At 73.9% G+C, this 14,418-nt stretch carries 14 protein-coding genes; 10 read left to right on the plus strand and 4 right to left on the minus strand.

The window, feature by feature from the left end:
• Nucleotides 1–13: 13 nt before the first annotated feature.
• The 4 genes from MY520_RS18295 (at nucleotide 14) to MY520_RS18310 (ending at nucleotide 4,654) form a co-directional block, all read left to right on the plus strand.
• On the plus strand, nucleotides 14–1,705 hold the full coding sequence (locus MY520_RS18295) for an alpha/beta hydrolase (RefSeq protein WP_436693990.1): 1,692 nt from the start codon (nucleotides 14–16) through the stop codon (nucleotides 1,703–1,705).
• A gap of 33 nt (nucleotides 1,706–1,738) precedes the next feature.
• A complete protein-coding gene (locus tag MY520_RS18300) occupies nucleotides 1,739–2,455 on the plus strand; it encodes a CPBP family intramembrane glutamic endopeptidase (protein WP_436693991.1) in 717 nt (238 codons plus the stop codon).
• A gap of 100 nt (nucleotides 2,456–2,555) precedes the next feature.
• Nucleotides 2,556–2,882, plus strand: coding sequence for a three-helix bundle dimerization domain-containing protein (locus tag MY520_RS18305; protein WP_436693992.1), 327 nt, complete (start codon nucleotides 2,556–2,558; stop codon nucleotides 2,880–2,882).
• 8 nt (nucleotides 2,883–2,890) lie between these two features.
• Nucleotides 2,891–4,654: a SulP family inorganic anion transporter gene (locus MY520_RS18310; RefSeq protein ID WP_436693993.1), complete on the plus strand. Its 1,764-nt coding sequence runs from the start codon at nucleotides 2,891–2,893 to the stop codon at nucleotides 4,652–4,654.
• Between the two features lie 30 nt (nucleotides 4,655–4,684).
• On the opposite strand, the gene MY520_RS18315 is transcribed toward MY520_RS18310, so the two are convergent.
• Both MY520_RS18315 and MY520_RS18320 read right to left on the minus strand, forming a co-directional pair.
• Nucleotides 4,685–6,052: a diacylglycerol kinase family protein gene (locus MY520_RS18315; protein WP_436693994.1), complete on the minus strand. Its 1,368-nt coding sequence runs from the start codon at nucleotides 6,050–6,052 to the stop codon at nucleotides 4,685–4,687.
• Nucleotides 6,053–6,237: 185 nt separating this feature from the next.
• Nucleotides 6,238–7,296, minus strand: a complete 1,059-nt coding sequence (locus MY520_RS18320) for an AraC family transcriptional regulator (protein ID WP_436693995.1) — start codon at nucleotides 7,294–7,296, stop codon at nucleotides 6,238–6,240.
• Nucleotides 7,297–7,470: 174 nt separating this feature from the next.
• Here MY520_RS18320 and MY520_RS18325 point away from each other — a divergent pair, with 174 nt between their 5' ends.
• The 6 genes from MY520_RS18325 (at nucleotide 7,471) to MY520_RS18350 (ending at nucleotide 13,385) form a co-directional block, all read left to right on the plus strand.
• Entirely contained in the window at nucleotides 7,471–7,869 is a 399-nt protein-coding gene (locus tag MY520_RS18325; protein ID WP_436693996.1) for a response regulator transcription factor, read from the plus strand.
• 330 nt (nucleotides 7,870–8,199) lie between these two features.
• Complete coding sequence (locus MY520_RS18330) at nucleotides 8,200–8,718, plus strand: STAS domain-containing protein (protein ID WP_436693997.1); 519 nt, start codon at nucleotides 8,200–8,202, stop codon at nucleotides 8,716–8,718.
• Nucleotides 8,719–8,793: 75 nt separating this feature from the next.
• Nucleotides 8,794–9,669, plus strand: a complete 876-nt coding sequence (locus MY520_RS18335) for a DUF1028 domain-containing protein (RefSeq protein WP_436693998.1) — start codon at nucleotides 8,794–8,796, stop codon at nucleotides 9,667–9,669.
• Nucleotides 9,670–9,750: 81 nt separating this feature from the next.
• Nucleotides 9,751–11,019 (plus strand): cation:proton antiporter domain-containing protein, encoded by a 1,269-nt coding sequence (locus MY520_RS18340; RefSeq protein WP_436693999.1) that lies wholly within the window; start codon nucleotides 9,751–9,753, stop codon nucleotides 11,017–11,019.
• Nucleotides 11,020–11,163: 144 nt separating this feature from the next.
• Nucleotides 11,164–11,991, plus strand: a complete 828-nt coding sequence (locus MY520_RS18345; RefSeq protein WP_436694000.1) for a class II glutamine amidotransferase — start codon at nucleotides 11,164–11,166, stop codon at nucleotides 11,989–11,991.
• Nucleotides 11,988–13,385, plus strand: a complete 1,398-nt coding sequence (locus tag MY520_RS18350; RefSeq protein WP_436694001.1) for a dipeptidase — start codon at nucleotides 11,988–11,990, stop codon at nucleotides 13,383–13,385. The genes MY520_RS18345 and MY520_RS18350 overlap by 4 nt, the downstream gene beginning before the upstream one ends.
• Before the next feature lie 25 nt (nucleotides 13,386–13,410).
• On the opposite strand, the gene MY520_RS18355 is transcribed toward MY520_RS18350, so the two are convergent.
• Both MY520_RS18355 and MY520_RS18360 read right to left on the minus strand, forming a co-directional pair.
• Nucleotides 13,411–14,055: a hypothetical protein gene (locus MY520_RS18355; RefSeq protein WP_436694002.1), complete on the minus strand. Its 645-nt coding sequence runs from the start codon at nucleotides 14,053–14,055 to the stop codon at nucleotides 13,411–13,413.
• Nucleotides 14,056–14,144: 89 nt separating this feature from the next.
• Nucleotides 14,145–14,399, minus strand: a complete 255-nt coding sequence (locus MY520_RS18360) for a hypothetical protein (RefSeq protein WP_436694003.1) — start codon at nucleotides 14,397–14,399, stop codon at nucleotides 14,145–14,147.
• Nucleotides 14,400–14,418 lie beyond the last annotated feature (19 nt).

Consider the following 14,418-nt stretch of genomic DNA (forward strand, 5'->3'; position numbering starts at 1 on the left):
CATTCCTGCCAGGATGGTCGTCGGGCCCTCGTCCTCCCCGGAGGGGTCGGCGCCGGGCCGGGACCGTTCCCGCGGGTGGCGGAGGAGGCTGCCGCGCTACACCTGGAGCGGCACCCTCGGCGCACTCCTGTTCGGCTGCAGCTCGCTGTCGCCGTCGCTGCTGCCCCGGGGCTGGCTGCTGCAGGGGCTGATCGCCGGCATCACCGCGGCGATCGGCTACGGCGCAGGCGTCACCGTCGCGTGGTTCGTCGCAGAGGTCACGGAGAGCCGGGTCCCGGCCGGTGTCCGCCACCGTGCCTGGCAGGTGCTCGCCGTGGCCGGCACCCTGCTCTGCCTGGTCATGCTGTGGCTCGGCGCGGGCTGGCAGCGGGAGATCCACGAGCTGATGGGTCTGACGCCGCCCGAGGGCTACTCGTCGCTCGGCATCGTCGTCGTCGCCGTGCTCGTGTTCGCCGGCGTCGTCGCCATCGGCCGGGGCGTCCGGCGGCTGGCCCACTGGCTGGTCCGGGTGCTCGGTCGGGTCCTGCCGTCGCGGGTCGCCCGGCCCCTGGGCGTCATCGCGGTGACCGTCCTGGTCGTCTTCCTCCTGAACGGCGTGCTGTTCCAGGGGCTGGTGAGCGCGGCCAACTCGGCGTTCAGCGTCAAGGACGACGGCACGGAGGAGGGCGCGGTGGAGCCCGCGGCGCCCGAGCGGTCGGGGAGCCCGGACTCCCTGGTGCCGTGGGAGGACCTCGGGCTGCAGGGACGCAACTTCGTCGGCACGGGGCCGACGGTCGAGGAGCTCGCGGACTTCTCGGGCCGGCCGGCCCAGGTGCCGGTCCGCGCGTACGTCGGGCTGGCGTCGGCCGGGGACGTCGGGGATCGCGCCGCCCTCGCCGCCCGCGAACTCGAGCGGGCCGGCGGCTTCGACCGGGCCGTCCTCGTGGTGGTGACGACGACGGGGACCGGCTGGGTGGACCCGGCGGCGAGCGGGTCGCTGGAGTACGAGTTCAACGGCGACACCGCGATGGTGGCGATGCAGTACTCCTACCTGCCCAGCTGGCTGTCGTTCCTGGTCGACCAGGCCAAGGCGCGCGACGCCGGCCGCGCGCTGTTCGACGCGGTCTACGGCACCTGGTCGAGGCTGCCCGAGCGCAGCCGGCCGCAGCTGTACGTCTTCGGGGAGAGCCTCGGCACCTTCGGCGGGGAGGCCGCCTTCAGCGGACTCGCGGACATCCAGAACCGCACGAGTGGTGTGCTGTGGGCCGGGCCGCCCAACTTCAACGAGCTGTGGCGCGGACTGGTCGCCGACCGCGAGGCCGGGTCCCCGGAGTGGCTGCCGGTCTACGACGACGGCCGCACGGTGCGCTTCGCCGACGAGGCGCCGGACCTCGGCAGCCCGCCGGGTCCCTGGGGCGAGCCGCGGGTCGTGTACCTGCAGAACGCCTCGGACCCGATCGTGTGGTGGTCGCCGCGGCTGATCCTGGGCCGGCCGGACTGGCTGCGCGGCGAACGGGGACCCGACGTCTCCGAGAGCACGGTGTGGCTGCCGTTCGTCACGTTCTGGCAGGTCACCGCGGACCTGGTGTTCTCGACCGGTGTGCCGGACGGGCACGGGCACAAGTACCAGGCCGACTACGTGGACGGCTGGGCGGACGTCGCACAGCCACCCGGCTGGACCGACGCCGACACCGACCGGCTGCGGCAGCTGCTCGGCGGGAACTGACCCGGTGGCGGGGGGACGCGCAGGAGGGCGCGCGTGACCACGTCCGCCGCCCGCCGGGCGCGCTACCGCGTCGTCTCCGGCGCCGTCGTGGTGGCGCTCGCGGCGATCAACGTCGTCGACCACCTGCTGCACCCGCCCTGGTGGGTCCGCGGGCTGGAGGGGGCCGCCCTCCTCGCCTGGGCGCGGTGGGAGGGGTTGACCTGGTCGCAGCTCGGGCTGGGCCGCGACCGCCTGGGGTCGGGGGCCCGGTGGGGACTGGGTGCGATCGCCGTCGTCGCGGGCGTCTACGTGGTGGGCCTGCTGCTGCCGGCCACCCGGCCGGCGTTCCAGGACGTCCGCTACGACCTGCCCGTCCCGGGGGCGCTGCACAAGGCGTTCGTCGTGATCCCGTTCGGCACCGTGGCGCTCGAGGAGCTCGCCTTCCGATCGGTCCTCTGGGGCGTGCTCGCGCGGCACCTGCGGCAGTGGCAGGTCCTGGTCACCACCTCGGCCCTCTTCGGGTTGTGGCACATCCTCCCGTCGCTGGGCCTGGGAGAGACCAACCGCGGCGTGTCCGACGCGGTCGGCGGCGCGGGGAGCGCCGTCGTCGTCGCGGGAACCGTCGCGTTCACCGCGATCGGCGGCCTGGTCTTCGGCGAGCTGCGCCGGCGCAGCGGCAGCGTCCTCGCCAGCGTCGCCGCGCACTGGGCCACGAACGCCCTCGGCGTCCTGTTCGGTCTGGTGGCCTGGCGGCTGGACCGGCAGGGCTGATCGGACGCCGTCATCCGGCACGGATGAGGACCGGTGCCCGGGCCGCACACCACACTCGGGGCGTTTCCGCCGGGAGGACGGCGGCGCGAGGAGGCGCGAGATGACCGTGACCGCCACCGTGGTCGTTGCCGAGGACGATGATCCGCTCAACGGCCTGGTGCCGGTCGCCGCGTCCTTCGTCGACTCACTCGTCGGGCGGCTGCACGCCGAGTACGGCGTGGACCGGCACGAGATCCGCCGCCTGGCGACAGAGGTGCTCGAGACCTTCGCGACCGCTCGTGTGCAGGCGTTCGTCCCCATCCTGGTGGAGAAGAAGCTCCGCGACACCTACCGGGCGCTGCGTCACCGGGGCGGGACACCGCAGTCGGGCGGGGCGCCGGACGTCCGGCCGGGTCCGCCGGCCGACACCGACCGCCATCACCGGTGAGCCCGCCGGTGCGCCTGCTGCCGGCCGGTGTCCGAGCGCTCCGCGGGTACCGCCGCTCGTGGCTGGTCAAGGACCTCGTGGCCGGGGTGGTGCTGACCGCGCTGCTCGTGCCGCAGGGGATGGCCTACGCGGAGCTGGCCGGCCTGCCGCCGATCACCGGCCTCTACACGACGATCACGTGCCTCCTCGGCTACGCGGTGTTCGGCCCCTCGCGGATCCTCGTGCTCGGGCCGGACTCTTCGCTCGGCCCGATGATCGCGGCGACGATCCTGCCGTTGGTGGCCGCAGGCGGGGATCCCGGGCGAGCGGTCGCGCTGGCGTCGATGCTCGCGCTGATGGTCGGGATCGTCATGGTCGCGGCAGGGTGGGCGGGTCTCGGCTTCGTCGCCGACCTCCTGTCGAGGCCCACCATGATCGGGTACATGAACGGGCTGGCCCTCACGATCCTGGTCGGCCAGCTGCCGAAGCTCCTGGGCTTCTCCGTCGACGCGGACGGACTCCTGGGGGAGATCGCCGGGTTCGCGCGGGGCGTGACGCAGGGGGACGTCGTGCCGGCCGCGGCCGCGGTGGGGCTCGGCGGCGTCGTGGTGATCCTGGCCTTCCAGCGGTGGTGGCCCAGGGTCCCTGCGGTGCTGGTGATGGTCGTCCTCGCCATCGCCTTCACCAACCTCCTGGACCTGGAGCAGCACGGGGTGGACCTGGTCGGCGTGCTGCCGCAGGGCTTCCCGCCGCTCACCGTCCCCGACGTCGCCTGGTCCGACCTCGTTCCGCTGGCGGGGGGTGCGGTCGCGATCGCGCTGGTGGCGTTGGCGGACACCATCTCCACCGCGTCGTCGTTCGCCGAGCGGACCGGGCAGGACGTCCGGGGCAACCAGGAGATGATCGGCATCGGCACGGCCAATCTCGCGGCCGGCCTGTTCCAGGGGTTCCCGGTCAGCACCAGTGGATCCCGCACCGCGGTGGCCGAGCGCGCCGGCGCACGGTCCCAGCTGACCGGGGTCACCGGCGCCGCGCTGATCCTGCTGATGATCCTGCTGCTGCCGGGGCTGTTCCGGAACCTGCCCCAGGCCGCGCTCGCCGCGGTCGTGATCACAGCGTGCCTCTCGCTGGCCGACCTGCCGGGCACAGCACGGCTGTGGCACCAGCGCAAGGTCGAGTTCAGCCTCTCCATCATCGCCTTCGCCGGGGTGGCGCTGCTCGGCGTGCTGCCCGGGATCGTGATCGCGGTCGGGCTGTCGATCCTCAACGTCTTCCGCCGTGCGTGGCGGCCGTACCAGACGACGCTCGGGCTCGTCGACGGCGTGGCCGGCTACCACGACGTCCGCTCGTACCCGCAGGCGCGCCGGCTCCCGGGGCTGGTCATCTACCGTTTCGACGCGCCGCTGCTCTTCGCCAACGCGAAGACGTTCCGGGACGAGTGCAGGACGCTCTCCCGTGGCGAGCCGCCGCCTCGCTGGATCGTCGTCGCGGCCGAGCCCATCACCGACGTCGACACCACGGCGGCCGACATGCTGTTCGACCTGGACCGGCTGCTCGACGAGAACGGCCAGACCCTGGTGTTCGCCGAGCTCAAGGACCCGGTGCGGCGCAAGATCGAGCGCTACGGGCTGACCCGCGAGATCGAGCCCCAGCACTTCTTCCCGACCGTCGAGGCCGCCGTCGAGGCCTTCCGCGCCAAGACCGGCGCCAGCTGGACCGACGGGACCACCGGCACGACGCCGCAGGCGACCGCTCTCCCGGAGCCACAGGCGCCCCCTCAGCACCCCGGGTGAGGGCGCCGGGGCCGGCAGGCCGCCGGGGCGTCAGTTCTCGCGGCTCCTCGACGGGGCGGCGGCGTCGGGGCCCACGGGGCCGCGGTCCACTCCAGAGGAACCGTCGAGCGCGACCGGCCGGCCGACTGCCAGACCCCACAGCGCGGCCCAGTCCAGACGCGCCCGCGGCGGCGGCACCCCCGGCCGGTTGCGGGGGAGCCTGACCCGGAGGGCACCGGGACGGATCGTGCAGCGCACCGGGGTCGTCAGCCGCACGGTCTCGCCGTCGATGCCGATCGGGACCTCGGCGACGTCCGCGGTGACCACGACCTCGGGTGCCTCCGCCAGTTGCAGTCCCTCCCGGTGGGCGCCGTTCAGCAGGCCGACGGCCTGCCGCGTGCTGTCCACGCGGACGGCGATCACGCCGAGGACCCCCCGGTCCAGCCTGAACCGACGTCCCGTCCCCGCGAGGTCGGAGGCCGCGTACGGGTTGTTGCTCACCAGCAGGGCCTGCGGCGCGTCGATCCGCGACTCGCCGACCTCGGCGACGAGGTGGGCGCCGCGTCGCCGGGCCAGCAGGTCCGGGAGGGCGTCGAGGGTCGTGCCGCGCTTGTCGTCGCGGTAGGCCGGGTTCTCCACGATCTCCGCGTAGGCACCGAAGGACGCGTTGTTCACGAACGTGCGGCCGTTGATGTCGCCGAGGTCTATCCGTGCCTCCACGCCGTCGCGCAGGGCGTCGAGGCACCGGGAGGGGTCGCTCCGGTCCAACCCCAGGTCGAGGGCGAAGTGGTTGCGGGTACCGGCGCTGATGACCAGGAACGGCACGTCGTGCTCGGCTGCGACCTGGGCCACCAGCGCCTGCGTGCCGTCGCCACCGGCCACGCCGATGAGGTCGGCACCCCGGGCCAGGGCACGTCGGGCGAGTTCCTGGACGTCGGTGCCCGGCTGGTCCAGCAGGGCCACCTCGGCACCGAGTTCCTCGGCCAGCTCCCGCAGCCGGAAGCGGCCGACCTTGCCCCCGCCGGACCGCGGGTTCATGACGAAGAACGGGTGCCGGGGTGCCGGCGCGTCGGTGACCTCCATCGTCCAGCGCGACCGGTCGGGGCGCAGCGCCAGGCGGGCGGCGGCGACCCCGGTGGCGAGCAGCGCAGCGGCGACGACGGCGACCCAGAGCAGCCGGTCGGCCACGAACACCGCGATGACCGCCACCGGTGCGCCCACGGCGAGGGCCAGCGCCAGCCAGCGCAGCGGCCCACGTCGCAGGAGGAACCAGTAGAGAGCGGCGACGACCACGACGGCCGCTCCGGCGGTGAGCAGCACGAGCCACAGGCCGCGACGGCCGGCGAACGCGAGCAGCACGACGAAGGCGATCGCGACGAGGGCGAAGCCACACCGGGCACACCACCGCCTGGCACGCATCGATCCCACGGCGCACCTCCAGCGGTGATCCTCGGTGTCCGAGGGAGCATGGCCGTTCCGCTGCGCGGGGGGATCACCCCGTCCGGACGGTCGTGCCCGGGACGAGCGTCTGGACCGACACCGGCCCGGCGACGGCCGGGCAGCGCAGCCTCGTGACCCAGCCCGGGGTCAGCCACGTGCGTCGCCTACGGCCAGCCCCTCGACTCCCACGCCGACGTGGCGTCGCTCTCCGACCTGGCGCGAGCCGCCCGCCGCCACTCCGTGGGACTCGTGCCGAACTGCCGGCGGAACCAGCGCGAGAAGGCGCTCGGTGCGCTGAACCCCAGCAGCTGTGACACCTCGGTCAGCGAGTACCGCCCGTTCGTGAGAAAGCGCTCCACCAGGCGCGCCCGGGTGGTGTCCAGGACGGAGGAGAAGGTCTGGTCCTGCTGGGCCAGGTACCGCTGGAGTTCCCGGGGACGGAGGCCGAGGCGCCGGCTCGCCCGCGTCAACGACAGGCGCCCGAGCGGCAGCAGGAGCTCCACGGCTTCCGCCACGTCCGCCAGGCCCGCGGTGGCAGCCGGTGGTCGAGGGGCCACCACCGTGTCGAGGAACCGCCGGGTGTACGGCCGCAGCGAGGGATCCGACGTGATGACCCGGGCGCCGAGCTCCTGCGCCTGGAGGACCAGGCTGTTGGACCGGCGGGCGAAGACCACGCGGGGGCCGAAGAGCCGGCGCCACGGTTCCGCGTCCGCGGGCGGGGAGCGGACGAAGCCGGCGGACCGGGGTCGCCAACCGCTGCCCAGCAGAGCCCGGATGATCCCCGACAGCTCCGCCATGACCAGATCGAGCACCTGATCGCGCGGTGCGGGCTCGCCGAACTCGAGCCAGACCTCGATCACGGCCCGGTCGCCGTCCTCCCTCAGACGGAGGTGCAGCGCCTCGTTGTAGGCAGGCGCGTACTCCGTCAGCAGGGCCACGGCACTGCGCAGATCGGGCTCGTCGCGGAGTGCGACGCTCAGGGGACCGAGGGTCCCGAGTCTGGGCAGCTGCGCCAGGCGCAGGCCGAAGTCGGGGCAGCCCGACTGCTGTGCGGACAGTTCCAGGAGCCGCGCCACCGGAGCGGCCGGGATCCAGCGGTCGGGCACGGCGAGGTCGGCGAGGTCCAGACCCACCCGTCCGAGCACGACCGCTGGGTCGAGCCCCGAGGATCGGGCCAACCCCGCGTACTCGGTGAGCACGTTCGTCCGAATGCGAGGGCGCATGACCGGTTCCCTCCGCGCTGCGCCGAAAGATAAGGGCCACGACCGGATGGGTAAAGCGGCGTCGGCGCCCTTCTCCTAGCTTCGGTGGCGCGCTCAGTCTCGTACCGGTTCGTCCTGCGCCGCTTCAGCGGCCCGAGCCGGAGGGGGGCGCACAGAGGACCTGGGAGGTCCCGGATGACGCGTCGTCGAGCTCCCCGCCACGATGTCCCTCCTGCGGGCGCGTTGCCGGCGCCCCGCCCCGCCCCACCGGCGGTCTGGAGCTTCGCCTCGTCCGGCTCTCCGCGTCGTGGGGGTGAAGAGCGACCCACGGATCCGCAACCGGTCAGGGACCTCCCACGTCCGGCTCCGGCGTCGGCGCTGAACCGCCGCGACCTCGAAGTCCTCTCCCACCTGGCTCGCGGGAGGTCGACGGCCCAGATCGCGTCGAGCCTCTCGGTGTCGAGCAACACCGCTCGCACCAGGATCCGCCGGGTGCAGAGCAAACTGGACGTCGCAGGTCGGGGCGCGGCCGTGCAGGCAGCTCAGCACCTCGGGGTCCTCGCGATCGTGCCCCGACCGGGTTCCTCTGACTGAACGGGTGACCACCCGAGGTGGGTGTCACACTGGTCGCACCCCCGCCAGGGGGCCGACAGAGGGCCCGCGGGTCCGTGGCGCGGCCGCCTGGCGGGGCCCGCCACCCTCCGGAGCCGGTCGGATGTGTCCCGGCCGGCCCGACGTCGGTTCCGCCTCCCGGAGACCGTCGGTGCCCGCCCCGCCGGCGCACCCGTACGTCCGCCGCCGACCCGTGGACGCTCCGCTCATCCGCACAGGATGAGGCCCGCGAGCGGGGTCCCCGCCAGGCTGCCCCGGGGTGTGTCGGCCATGTCGGGGCACCCCCGCGTCTGTCCACCCGAAGGGCATGCTGTGGCCGCTGATCCCACCGAGACGTCGCTCGGCGTGGTGCCGTCGATCCTCCGTCCGGGGCCTGACTCCGTCCGGGGGCCGGCCGGTCCGCTGCGGCGTCCGGCGGCCCGCCGCAGAGGGGCGCGGGCGATCGCCACGTCCTCCGCCGGCCGCCCCCGCGCCCTCGCCGCTGGGGAACCGTCGGAGTCCGGGGCGCACGTCGACCTGGTCACCGGTCGCCTGACGCTGACCGGGCGGTTGGACGTGCGCACCACTCATCTGCTGTACGACGCCGTCTCGGCGTTGCTCAGAGCGGATCACCCCGGCTGGACGCTCGACGTCGGCGGACTCACCGACGTCGACGATGCCGGGCTGCGCGCGCTCCTGGTCGCGTACCGCCGGGCACTGCGGCACGGCCGTCGGATCACCGTGGTCGGCGCGTCGCCCTCGCTGCAGTACGCGCTGACCTTGCTGCGCCTGGACCGTCATGTGCTGCCGGCGGAGGGCGCACCCGTCCCGGCGGATCCGGGACCTGGCTGATCGCCGAGCTCCGCACCAGCGAGCCCGGCCTCGGTCGGCTTCGGCGGTCGGGAGCCACGCACCGGGAGGACGCCGATGACGTACTCGATCCTCGGCTGGCAGACGACCGACGGCGATCTGGGTGTGGCGTGTGCCTCCAAGTTCCCCGGGGTGGGCAGCCTCGTGCCGTACGGCGAGGCCGAGGTCGGCGTCGTCGCGACGCAGGGATTCGGCAACCCCCGGCACGGCTCCGTCGGGCTGGCGCTGCTCAGGTGTGGCGCCACGCCGCAGCAGGCGGTCGATGTCCTGCTCAACGACGACCCGCAGGCCCACCAGCGGCAGTTCGCCCTCGTCGCCCGGGGCGGCCGCGCCGCGGCCCACACGGGTGCCGACCTCCACGACTGGGACGGCTGGTCCGGGAGCGCAGCAGGCCGCCACTGCGTCGCCCTCGGCAACGGGCTGGCCGGACGCCAGGTCGTCGAGGAGATGGTGCGGACGTTCGAGGGCTCGAACGCCTCGCTCGCCGACCGGTTGACGACGGCCCTGGAGGCCGGCCGGCGGGCCGGCGGTGACATCCGCGGCCAGCAGTCCGCTGCCTTGCTGGTCCTGCGGCGCGACGGTGGCTACGGGGGACTGGACGACCGGCACGTGGTGATCTCCGTCTACGACCACCCGCAGCCGCTGGACGAGCTCACCAGGTGTTACGCGCTGCACCGGCTCGCCTACTTCCCGAGCGACCCGGCGAGGCTGGTCCCGATCGGCCCCGAACTCGCCGTCGAACTGAAGGGCCTCATGGCGGCCCAGGGCTTCTACGGAGGCCAACCGGACGGCACCTGGGACGCGGGCACCCGGAAGCGGTGGGAGCTGTTCCTGGGCAGCGAGAACTACGACAACCGCATCAACGGCGGCGAGCTCCTCGACCTGGACGTGCTCGCCGACCTGCACCTCCGGTACGGCCAGGCCGCCGGGTGACGGCGGGCGCCGCGGACCGTCCGCCACCCGGCGCCGCCGGGCCGACCGGCGTCATCCCGCCCGGACGCACGGGGAGGCTCCATGGCCGTCTCGACCATCGCGATCACCAGCGCGGTGATCTTCCTGTGGGGCGTCCTGTCCGCCCGCCTCCAGCACGCCGACCTCACCGCACCGATCGTCTTCGTCGGTGTTGGTGGACTCTTCGCCGCCGCCGGCCTGGTGGACGCCCGGTCCGCTCCGGAGGCGCTGCAGCCGCTGGTCGAGGTGGCGCTGGTGTGGGTGCTCTTCTCCGACGCCGCCGGCGTCCCGTTCCGTCAGGTTCGTCGTGATGCCGGCCGCTACCTGCGGCTGCTGGCGGTCGGGCTGCCGCTGACCGTGCTCGCCGGATGGGTCCTGGCCGACTCGCTGTTCCCGGACCTCGGCATCTGGCTGGCCCTGCTTGTGGGCGCCGCCCTCGCGCCGACCGACGCCGCGCTGGGACTCCCCGTCGTCACCAACCCCGCCGTGCCCGTACGTGTCCGGCAGCTGATCACCGTCGAGAGCGGGGTGAACGACGGCATCGTCACCCCCGTGGTCCTGTTCGCTCTCGCCGGCGCGACGGCGGTCCAGGGGAACAGCGGCGCGGCCTGGCTGGGAGAGGCGCTGGTCGAGCTGGGCGTCGGCGTGGTCGTGGGCGCCGGTGTCGGTCTGGGTGGCGGCTGGTTGCTGCAGTGGGCGCGTCGGCGGGGGTGGGCCTCCGAGGACGTCGTCGGCGTCGCCGTGCTGGCCCTCGCCCTCGTCGCCTACGCCGGCGCGCTCGTCGTCCACGGCAACGGGTTCGTCGCCGCGTTCTGCGGCGGGCTGGCCTTCGGCGCGGCAGCGGGCCGACGGGGGCCGGCCGAGCTGGTCTTCCTCGAGCAGGCCGGCGGGCTGGTGTCCCTGCTCGTCTGGCTCGCGTTCGGCGCGCTCGCCATCCCGATCGCGGTCGACCACGTCGACCTCTCCATCGTGCTCTACGCGGGCCTGAGCCTCACGGTCGTGCGGATGGTGCCCGTCGCGCTGGCCTGTCTCGGTGCCGGCCTCGACCGCGACACCGTGCTCTTCGTCGGCTGGTTCGGACCCCGGGGGCTCGCCTCCCTGGTCTTCGCGCTGCTCACCCTCGAGGAGCTCGGGGACGCCGCCGACGGGGCCGTCGCGATCATCGGCGTGACCGTGCTCCTCAGCGTCCTCGCGCACGGGCTCACCGCTGCACCGCTGGCATCCCGGTACGAGCGGGCGCTCACCCGCAGGGGCATCGGCGACGGTGAGGGGTTGGCACGACACCGGAGCGGTCCACGCGTGCAGGACCCGGACGATCCGGGCCACGCGTAGGCCCGCACCCGACCAGGGACACGGGCACGCCCCGGAGAGCCTGCTCACCCTCGCCGAGTGACGCGCCGGACGCCGCCAGGTGGTCCATTGGCGCCCTGGTCCGAGTCGTGACGTCGAGAGGGCGTGGGAGCGATGTGCAGGTGGATGGCCTACTTCGGGGACCCGATCCTCGCCCACGACCTGCTCTACCGGCCGCGGCACTCGATCATCGACCAGAGCCTGCACGCCGAGCTCGGGGGCTTCACCACGAACGGGGACGGCTTCGGCATCGGGTGGTACGGCGAGGGTGGCGGTACGACGCCGGCGGTGTTCAAGAGCACCCATCCGGCGTGGAACGACGAGAACCTGCGCGAGGTCGCCGGCCAGATCCGGACGCCGCTGCTGTTCGCGCACGTCCGAGCCTCGAGCGGGACGCCGGTGCAGCGCAGCAACTGCCACCCGTTCCGGTACGGGCGCTGGCTGTGGATGCACAACGGGTCCCTCGCCGGGTTCCAGGAGGTCAAGCACGACCTCGTGATGCAGGTGGACCCGTCGCTGTACCCGGGGATCGAGGGGTCGACCGACACCGAGACCCTGTTCTACCTCGCGCTCACCCACGGACTGACCGACGACCCGCCCGCTGCGGTCGCCCGCGCCGTGGGCCTCGTGGAGGACGTCGGCCGGCGCCACGGGATCGAGCACCCGGTGCACATGACCGTGGCGACGACCGACGGCGAGTCCGTCTGGGTCTTCCGCTACTCCAGCGAGAAGGACACGAGCTCGCTCTACTACTCGACCGAGATCTCCCAGCTGCGCCGGCTGTACCCGGAGCTGGAGGTCCTCGACGGCCTGGGCACGGACACCCGCCTCATCGTCTCCGAGCCGCTGCGGGACCTCCCCGGCGCGTGGAACGAGGTCCCCGAGGGCTCGTGGGGCTTCGTACGGCGAGGGGAGCACGACGTCCAGCCGTTCCGGCCGGCCGTCCCCGCGTGAGTCGACGGCAGGTGACCCTCCCGGACAGCACCGCGACGGGCGAGGTCGAGCGCCTGCGCGCCCGCGTGGCCGAGCTGATGCCGACAGTGCGCCAGGAGCTGTCGGAGCTCGTCGCCATCCCGTCGGTCGCCGACCCGCGCCTGTTCCCGCCCGAGGAGTGCCTGCGCGCGGCGCAGTGGGTGGCCGACCGGTTCGCCGGTGTCGGCTTCGCCGGCGTGCGGCTCGTGGAGACACCCGACGGGAGCAACGCGGTCATCGGGGCACGGCCGTGTGGCGATCCGGACGCCGCGACGGTGCTGCTGTACGCCCACTACGACGTGCAGCCCCCGCTGGACGAGACGGCCTGGCGCACCCCACCGTTCCGCCTCACCGAGGTCGAGGGCCGTTGGTACGGCCGCGGCGCGGCCGACTGCAAGGGCAACGTCGTCGTCCACCTGACCGCCCTGCGGGCACTGGGGAACGACGTCCCGGTCGACCTCGTCCTGGTCGTCGAGGGATCCGAGGAGCAGGGCACCGGGGGACTCGAGGCGTTCGTCCCCGGCCATGCCGACCTCCTCCGGGCGGACGCCATCGTCGTGGCCGACACCGGCAACGCCGCCGTGGGGCACCCCGCGGTCACCGTCAGCCTGCGGGGCACGGTCGACGTCGTCGTCACGGTGGAGGCCCTGGCCACGGAGCGGCACTCCGGCATCTTCGGTGGCGCCGCACCCGACGCCCTGGCGGCGCTCGTCGCCATGCTGGCGACGCTGCGGGACGAGAGAGGCAACACCACCGTGCACGGCCTGCCCGGCACGGGCGTCTGGACCGGTGCGCCCTACCCGGCCGAGAGGTTCCGACGCGAGGCCGGCGTCCTGGACGGCGTCTCGCTGGTGGGCGACGGAACGGTCGCCGACATGCTGTGGACGCGGCCGGCGATCACCATCGTCGGCATCGACTGCCCTCCTGTCGTCGGGTCGGCCGCGGCCATCGTGCCCCGGGCCAGCGCGCGGCTGAACCTGCGCATCCCCCCGGGGGTCGCTCCCGAGCAGGCGGGGACCGCCCTCGTCGACCACCTGCACGAGGTCGCGCCCTGGCAGGTCCGGGTGACGGCGGAGGTCCAGGCCTCCGGCCCGCCCTTCCGAGCGAGCACGGACGGACCCGCGCACCGGGCGATGGCCGCCGCCATGCAGGCCGTGTACGGCAGGCCGGTCGTCGAGCTGGGTCAGGGCGGGTCGATCCCGCTCTGCAGCGTCCTCGCGGACACCTACCCCGGAGCGGACATCGTGCTGATCGGGGTGGAGGAGCCGTCGGCCTCCATCCACGCGCCGAACGAGAGCGTGGCCCCGGAGGAGATCGCCGACCTGGCGCTCACGGAGGCCGTCTTCCTGCGGCGGTACGCCGCTGCCCGCCGCTGAGCCGATCCGCAGGAGGGTCCGGACGTCACGTCCCGACCGTCGAGCCCTCGTCGGCCGGCACGCACCTGGTCGGCGCCGCGCGCGGGAGGCCGAGGTCGTCCATGGCCCGCTCGTAGCAGTCGTGGAGGACGTGCAGACGGTGGATGAGCTCTCGCACGTACTCCGGCGACGTGGGCAGCAGGGACGGCTCGGCCATGAGCTCCCAGAACGCCCAGGACAGTTCTCCGCTGCGCCCGGACCAGGCCCTCGTGGCCAGTGAGGACGACGGTCCGATCGTCGCCACGAACCGGCGCGTCGCCTCGCGGCGCAACCGTGCGGTCCGCTCCCGGTACGGATCCACCACCTCGCGGCGGTACCGGCGCGCGGCGCGCCGGTACCCCGTCGGGCCCGGCGGCGGGGGGACGACCGCGAGGCCGATGGCCCGCCCGAGGAGCGGCACGAGGAGGTGGCGGTCGACGTCCGACAGCAGGTCGTTGGAGACGCGGAGGACGTCGGCCAGCTGACCGTCCACGCAGCGGGGCTGGTCGGTGAAGGGCTCGCCGGCCAGCAGCGCCGTGTACTCCATGAAACACGCGCCCCGGGACGGGTTCCGGTGCTTGCCCCGGTTGAGCACGGGCATCGCGTCCGGCACCGGCGTCGCCACGATCTCGTCGGGTGCAGACTCGGACATGGTCTCAGCTCCTGTTCACCGAGTACTACGGAGGCGGCGGCTGAGTTCCTCGCCCGTGGTGGACGAGGACGGGCCGCCAGGTCGGAGGGTCACCGCGGTCGGGTGCGGCGGCCGCGGGGCTCCGCCGCCAGGCCGACCCCCACCGGGGGGAACCGGCGCGCGGCGGCGTGGCGGTACTCGAGCAACGCGTTCAGGTGCTCCTCGGCCCGTGTCAGGAGGTCGAGGTTCTGGCGGTTGCCCGCCCGCGCTGCCGCGGCCCGGGCCGAGCGGAGATCGGTGAAGGCTTCCAGGATGAGCCGGTCGAGGAGGGCGAAACCCTCCAGGGGCGGCGCGGGCGCTGTCATGGCGGGACTCCCGCTGGTG

It is taken from the genome of Geodermatophilus sp. CPCC 205506, assembly GCF_051383635.1.
In the GTDB taxonomy this organism is placed as follows: domain Bacteria; phylum Actinomycetota; class Actinomycetes; order Mycobacteriales; family Geodermatophilaceae; genus Geodermatophilus.

What these genes read in the sequence shown, in the direction of transcription:
- MY520_RS18295 (WP_436693990.1), top strand. Translation starts at nt 14, where the DNA reads ATGGTCGTCGGGCCCTCGTCCTCCCCGGAGGGGTCGGCGCCGGGCCGG.
- MY520_RS18305 (WP_436693992.1), top strand. Translation starts at nt 2,556, where the DNA reads ATGACCGTGACCGCCACCGTGGTCGTTGCCGAGGACGATGATCCGCTC.
- MY520_RS18315 (WP_436693994.1), bottom strand. Translation starts at nt 6,052, where the DNA reads ATGCGTGCCAGGCGGTGGTGTGCCCGGTGTGGCTTCGCCCTCGTCGCG.
- MY520_RS18320 (WP_436693995.1), bottom strand. Translation starts at nt 7,296, where the DNA reads ATGCGCCCTCGCATTCGGACGAACGTGCTCACCGAGTACGCGGGGTTG.
- MY520_RS18325 (WP_436693996.1), top strand. Translation starts at nt 7,471, where the DNA reads ATGACGCGTCGTCGAGCTCCCCGCCACGATGTCCCTCCTGCGGGCGCG.
- MY520_RS18335 (WP_436693998.1), top strand. Translation starts at nt 8,794, where the DNA reads ATGACGTACTCGATCCTCGGCTGGCAGACGACCGACGGCGATCTGGGT.
- MY520_RS18340 (WP_436693999.1), top strand. Translation starts at nt 9,751, where the DNA reads ATGGCCGTCTCGACCATCGCGATCACCAGCGCGGTGATCTTCCTGTGG.
- MY520_RS18345 (WP_436694000.1), top strand. Translation starts at nt 11,164, where the DNA reads ATGGCCTACTTCGGGGACCCGATCCTCGCCCACGACCTGCTCTACCGG.
- MY520_RS18355 (WP_436694002.1), bottom strand. Translation starts at nt 14,055, where the DNA reads ATGTCCGAGTCTGCACCCGACGAGATCGTGGCGACGCCGGTGCCGGAC.
- MY520_RS18360 (WP_436694003.1), bottom strand. Translation starts at nt 14,399, where the DNA reads ATGACAGCGCCCGCGCCGCCCCTGGAGGGTTTCGCCCTCCTCGACCGG.